4 protein-coding genes are annotated in these 3,204 nt (G+C 50.6%); 2 read left to right on the top strand and 2 right to left on the bottom strand.

All coding sequences use genetic code 11. From position 1 onward, the window contains the following. Positions 1-4: 4 nt before the first annotated feature. Positions 5-625: a hypothetical protein gene (locus NZ772_16225; protein ID MCS6815101.1), complete on the bottom strand. Its 621-nt coding sequence runs from the start codon at positions 623-625 to the stop codon at positions 5-7. Positions 626-682: 57 nt separating this feature from the next. Further along, the gene (locus NZ772_16220) at positions 683-1,156 is read right to left on the bottom strand and encodes a hypothetical protein (GenBank protein ID MCS6815100.1); all 474 of its coding nucleotides are present in this window, start codon (positions 1,154-1,156) and stop codon (positions 683-685) included. A 154-nt stretch (positions 1,157-1,310) separates the two neighbouring features. Here NZ772_16220 and mazG point away from each other — a divergent pair, with 154 nt between their 5' ends. Together mazG and NZ772_16210 are read left to right on the top strand one after the other, a co-directional pair. After that, complete coding sequence (mazG, locus tag NZ772_16215) at positions 1,311-2,153, top strand: nucleoside triphosphate pyrophosphohydrolase (protein ID MCS6815099.1); 843 nt, start codon at positions 1,311-1,313, stop codon at positions 2,151-2,153. A 5-nt stretch (positions 2,154-2,158) separates the two neighbouring features. Beyond that, positions 2,159-3,204, top strand: a 1,046-nt coding sequence (locus NZ772_16210; GenBank protein ID MCS6815098.1) for a polymerase, incomplete at its 3' end; no start/stop codon positions are given.

The following is a 3,204-nucleotide window of genomic DNA, read 5'->3' as shown; positions in this document are numbered from 1 at the left end:
AACGTCATTGACTCCCCCGAACTGAGCCTGAAGGAGGCGGTTCGGTGGCGCCGGTGGGATTCCTGTCAGTTAGACGAGTTCGCCCGGGTCGCCAGCGGGGAGAACTTGGATCCACAGTTGGGAATTGTAGCGGCACAATCACATGCTGAGTGCGGGGAATCCGACCTTCAGGGCCGTAGGTAACGTAGTGAACTTGAATCCATGCAGATTGGAGATCACTTAAATCATCTCCCTGGATATCGACCTGTACCCGGAGTTGTGTCTTTTTGCCTGCCTTGACAATGTAAGCAAACCAATAGTCATCGGCACGAGCAGCAGCATCTGGGTGGTTAGGGATAAGTCGGATATGATGGCGAATTCCCTCCAGGCTGGCGCTAGAGAGTAGGGTTACCGCTGCTGTTACCTCCGGCACCATAATCTCCAGCTTGCGTGTCAGGTTTTGGAATTCCATCTCCCCAACCAGCACATATCGCTGGGGTTCAAAGGTTTCCAGATGCCACTCACCGGGTAACAAGGCTAACTGATTGCCCTGACGATGGCGATACTGCCACTCAGCGGCAGCAATGCCAAATCCTACAAGCAAACCGATTGCCCCAACACCAATACCAATACCTTCAACAATCACCAGTCTGTCCTGTTATCGATTTATTGATAATTACCCACATCATACAAGTCTGGTTGCTCAACTCATGGGGTTATCGTGGAGATTACTAACTCGATTGCCCCGTTCTTGATGTAGAAGCGCAACGGTATCACCCAGAGCAGTTGTTAGGGTGCGGCGGGTATAGGCATGGTTTGCTTGTTCAGTTTCTAGCGCAGTTGTTAGACGATCGCGCTCCATCATCAGTTCCAGCAGCTTTTGGCGCAGTTGTTCAGGGGTTTTCAGCCCAGCTAGCTCCTGTTGCAAAATGGCTTGGGTGGCATCATCCGGTGAGATAGTTGGCTTTTTCTGGAGTTGCTCGATAGTAGCTCGCAATTGCTCAATTTGAGCTTGAGCTGCCATCACGTCCGATCGCCGCTGTTGAGCTTCTGTCTCGTAAAGTTTTCGCCAATTCGCTACACTAGCATAGGCATCGTCCCGCTGTTGGTAAGCCTCTGCTAGCTTTTGCTTTAGATGTTTAATCTCTTCTAGCCATTGGGTGATGTCGTGGGTCATGGTCACTAACACGATCGATACAGCTTATTGCCAGGCATAACACGGGTTTAGCTGATTAGTTGCTAAAAATCAACTAGCTTACTTGGGGAACTTCCAGCTACGGTTTAAACTGGTTCACAATTGCTCATATTACCCAGGCTTTCAGCTTTAGCCTATGACAACTTCCATGCCATTTGCTGCTGCTCAAGTAGCTCCATCGATTCTATCAGCGCTACAACGTCTGATTACAGTGGTTGCTCAGTTACGCGACCCTGAGCATGGTTGTCCCTGGGATTTAGCACAAACCCATCAAACCCTAATTCCCTACGTCATTGAAGAGGCTTATGAAGTAGCAGATGCTATCCGTAGTGGGGATCAAGCTGCGATCGCCGAAGAACTAGGAGATTTGTTACTACAAGTGGTACTGCACGCTCAAATTGCTTCAGAAACACAGCAGTTTACACTAGCGGAAGTGGCTGACGGCATCGCAGACAAGCTAGTGCGGCGACATCCTCACGTATTTGCCGACGTAACAGTAGATAGCGTGGAGCAAGTACGACAAAACTGGGAACACATTAAAGCCAGAGAAAAAGGTCAGGATCCCAATAAGCTTGTGCCACTTACAGAAAAATTGAGCCGTTATCACCGCACTTTACCGCCCCTGATGGCAACCATGAAAATGTCTCAGAAGGCTGCCGCCGCTGGTTTTGAGTGGGATAGCGTTGAGGGTGTGTGGGCTAAGGTGCATGAGGAATTAGCGGAGTTTCAAGAGGCAGTCTCCCATGGTGACAAGGCTAGTCAGCAATCGGAGTTAGGTGATGTGTTGTTTGCCGTAGTGCAACTTGCCCGCTGGTATGCTCTGGATCCGAGTGAAGCCTTACAAGGCACTCAACAGCGGTTTATTCAGCGCCTAATGCAGGTGGAACAGTTAGCGACCCGACCGATCGCAGATTACAGTGGTGCAGAGTTAGATGACCTGTGGCAACAAGCTAAAGCCCTGCTAGCCAGTCGAGGATAACAGCCTTGAAACGGGGATGGTTCTCACAGATTGTCACTGAGCATCCTGATCCTAGCCTGCAAGGGCTATGGAGGCTCATACAACTTGGGTGGCTGCTAGCACCCGTGCATGGGGTTGCCTTTGGGGCACTGATGATTTGGGCAATGGCTCTATGTGTTTGGCGCAAGAGCGATCAACTCCATCGGTCTTGGCTCAATCGCACCTTCTGCATTCTAGCTATTTGGATTGCTGGTACGGTTGTCATTGCTGCGGATCCCTATGTAGCCTTACTGGGAACCTTCAACATCCTGCCTTTTTTCCTACTATTTATAACTGTCAGTTTCGTTGTGCAGACAATTGACCAACTGCGCCACCTAGCCCGTCTCAGTCTAATTCCTGCCAGTATTGTTGTAATTTTGGGGGTTGGTCAATACTTTTGGCAATGGCAAGGGCCACCCCAGCCTTGGGAAGGAATTCTTGGTTGGGCGCTAGCTCTTGGTGGCAATCCACCAGGGCGCATGGCTTCGGTGTTTATGTATGCCAACAGTATGGCAGGCTACTTAGTGATGGTGTTACCGTTGGCGATCGCCCTCTGGTTAGAGCCAATGCTTAGCAATCAGCAGCAACCTTCGACCTTTAATCGACAAGCATCCGTAGAGCAGGCAGCGCCTCCAGTCAGCGATCCCCAAGACTTTGCACCGCTTATTTCCCATCGATTGCCGATCGCCCAACGGTTATTGGCTGTTTCTCCGTTACCAGCATTTGCCCGTTACGCCCTACCTCTTCTCGTGATGACAATACTCACCTGCATTGTCTTCACCCATTCTCGCAATGCCTGGGGAATTGCAGCCCTAACCTGCCTTGCCTACGCGCTTTACTGGGGCTGGTACTGGGTTCTAGCCATTTTGGTCGCTGGCATCGGTGTTGTCTGGGGAGCTGCGTTTGCACCTATGCCTGTGAATGGCCTCCTGCGACAGGTAGTGCCCCGGTTTATCTGGGCAAGGTTAACGGATGATTTGTATCCTAACCGTCCTATTGCAGAGCTACGGATTACGCAATGGAAATTTGCTCA

The sequence above is a fragment of the Cyanobacteriota bacterium genome, from assembly GCA_025054735.1.
Lineage (GTDB): Bacteria > Cyanobacteriota > Cyanobacteriia > SKYG9 > SKYG9 > SKYG9.
Note: the sequence above shows the minus strand (reverse complement) of the source record. Positions and strands in the feature narration are given on the sequence as shown.

Coding starts and splice junctions, on each gene's coding strand:
- mazG (MCS6815099.1), top strand. CDS start 1,311: ATGACAACTTCCATGCCATTTGCTGCTGCTCAAGTAGCTCCATCGATT.
- NZ772_16220 (MCS6815100.1), bottom strand. CDS start 1,156: ATGACCCACGACATCACCCAATGGCTAGAAGAGATTAAACATCTAAAG.